This is a genomic window from Streptomyces fuscigenes, from assembly GCF_021556455.1.
Taxonomy (GTDB): Bacteria; Actinomycetota; Actinomycetes; order Streptomycetales; family Streptomycetaceae; genus Streptomyces; species Streptomyces fuscigenes.
Map to the genome: position 1 here is coordinate 1 of NZ_JAKGCV010000599.1, position 2679 is coordinate 2679.

Consider the following 2679-nt stretch of genomic DNA (forward strand, 5'->3'; position numbering starts at 1 on the left):
CGAGCGGTAGCCGGACCCCGGGGCGCCTGCGCCACCGACAACAGCGGCAACGGCAGCGGCAGCGGCAGCGGCAGCGGCAGCGGCAGCGGCAGCGGCAGCGGCAGCGGCAGCGGCAGCGGCAGCGGCAACAGCAGCAGGCGCACCGGACCTGGCCGCCCGCACCGCCGAAGACGCCGTACCCGTACCCGTACCCGGGCCGGGGCCGGGGCCGGGGCCGAACCGGACCCATCCCCGGACCGGGGCCGGGAGCGCGAATCGGCCGCGGGCACGCGCCGCGTGGTGCGGAGCGTGCCCGGGACGGGGCCCTGTCGCCGGGTCAGATGCGGCCGAGCTCCCACAGGCGCCAGATGCCGGTGCCGTCCGAGAGGTACTGCGAGCCGGTGATGTTCTCCGCCGCCAGAATGTAGTCCTTCTTCTGCCACAGCGGCAGCAGCGGCACGTCGTCGGCGACGGTCTTCTGCACCGTCTTGAAGTCCTCGGACGCCTGTCCGCGCTGGCTGTACTTCTGGGTCGCCGTGATCAGGTCGTTGACCTCGGAGCTGGAGAAGCCGTTGTGGAACGTGTTGTCGCTGCCGACCAGCGGCGCCACGAAGTCGTCGGGGTCCGGGTAGTCGGGCAGCCAGCCGATCGTGTAGGCGTCGAAGTCGCCGGCCGCGTAGCCCTTCTGGAACGCCGTCCACTCCTTGCTGACGACCTTCACCTCGAACAGGCCGGTGGCGTCGAGCTGGCGGCGGATCTCCGTCGCCTCCGGCGCGGCGGCGCCGCCCGGCGAGTAGGCGAGCGTGAACGCGACGGGCGTGTGGACGCCCGCGTCCTCCAGCAGGGACTTGGCCTTGGCGACGTCGGGCTTCGGGTACGTGTCGAAGAAGGCGGTGCTGTGCGCGGTGATGCCCTGCGGCACCATCGAGTAGAGCGGCTCGACCGTCGAGTCGTACACGTTCGCGGTGATCTTGTTGCGGTCGATGACCGTGGCCACGGCCTGGCGCACCGCGGTGCTGCCCATCGGCGAGCTCTTGCGGACGTTGAAGACCATGTTGCGGATCTCGGCGCTCGCCACCTCGGTGACGTGCATGTCGCTCGAACTCGCGTCGACCTTCGCGACGACCGACGGCGGCATCTGGCGGTGCGTGACGTCGATCTGCTTGTTCTGCCAGGCCTTGTCGAGGTCCTCGGGCGTCTTGAAGTAGTCGACGTCGACGGCGCTGTCCGCTTGGTCGACGGCACCGCGGTAGGCCGGGTTGGGCACGAGCGTCGCGGAGACGCCCGGCCGGTACGCCTTCAGCAGGTACGGGCCGGAGCCGACGGCGGTGTCGCCCGAGCGCAGCTTGCCAGCCGGGTACTGCTTGCGGTCGACGATCGCACCGGCGCCGGTGGCGAGCTTCGACGGGAACGTCGCGTCGGGCGTCTTGAGGTGGAACGTCACGGTCTGCCCGTTCGCCTCGACCGACTTCATCGTCGAGAGCAGCGACCAGGGCCCCTGTTCGTTCTTGATCTTCACCACGCGTTCGATGGAGAACGCGACGTCGGCGCCCGTCATCTTGTCGCCGTTGGAGAAGGTGAGGCCGTCGCGCACCGTGCAGCTGTACGTCAGCAGGTCCGTGCCCTCGAAGCCGCAGCGCTGCGCGGCGTCGCCGCTCGGCACCGTCGAGCTGGGCTTGAACGTCAGCAGCGACTGGTAGATGTTGTTGAACAGGGCCCAGGAGCCGGCGTCGTAGGCCCCGGCCGGGTCCAGCGAGCTGACGATGTCCGTCGTGCCCACCTTGATCGGCTTCGCGGTGTCGTCACCGGACGGCATGAGCTGCCAGCCGCCCACGCCGATGATGGCCAACACCACGCAGGTAACCAGTATTCGGAGACGGATCGACCGCATGTATTCCTGTGCCCCTCGGATTGCGCGCCCACCCCGGACCACGCTGGCGCAACCCAATCACACGAACTTCACATATGAAAGTAACGATTAGGGACACGCAGGCAGCAGTCGGGCCAATCGCGGCCGCCCGTCCGGCCGCAGTCCGGAACGCTTCACGTCCGCGCCGCCCCGCATCATGCCTCGGGCACCGCGAGTCCACAACCATTACGCCGGCACCATCGCGACGTGTCGCCGCGGGTGCGCCGGGACGCCCCGGGCCGGGGCGCGCCAAGCATCGCGGCGTGCCGAGCGACGGCTCGGGCCGGGCACGTTCACGGCGCGTCCGCGCTCCACGCGCGGCACCGCGCGGCGGGAAGGGCCCCGGCACGGCGGCGACGGGCACATGGCCACCGGCGCACGTCCGGGGGCACCGGCGCGCACAGCGTCTTCACAGCGTGGCGGCGGGGCCGATGCGGCCAAAGCCGCCGAAGCGGGTCAAGTGGGCGGCGGGAAGGAGCAGTCGGCGAAGACGCGCGGGACCTGCGGGACCTGCGGGACCGACGCAACCGGCCGGGGCCCGCGGAGCCGGTGGAACCGGCCGGGCCCGGCCGAGCCGGTGGAACCGGCCGGGTCCGGCGGGGCTGGTGGGACCTTCGGGACCGGTCCGGCCGCGGGCCCGGGGAGTCCCGTCGGAAGCGGGCAGCCGTCGCGGACGGGCCGCCGGACGGTCGTCGCGCATGCGCCGGCCCTGCGTCGCACACGGACACGTCACGGGCGGGCCGGGCGTCGGCAGCCGTCGGGCAGCCGCCGGGAAGCGGGCACGGGCGGTG

General features: G+C 72.0%; 1 protein-coding gene. It reads right to left on the minus strand.

What is annotated here, in order from left to right; genetic code table 11:
• Positions 1–316 precede the first annotated feature (316 nt).
• Positions 317–1870 carry an ABC transporter substrate-binding protein gene (locus L1885_RS26790; RefSeq protein ID WP_235799744.1) on the minus strand — a complete coding sequence of 518 codons (1554 nt, stop codon included), beginning with the start codon at positions 1868–1870 and terminating at the stop codon, positions 317–319.
• Positions 1871–2679 lie beyond the last annotated feature (809 nt).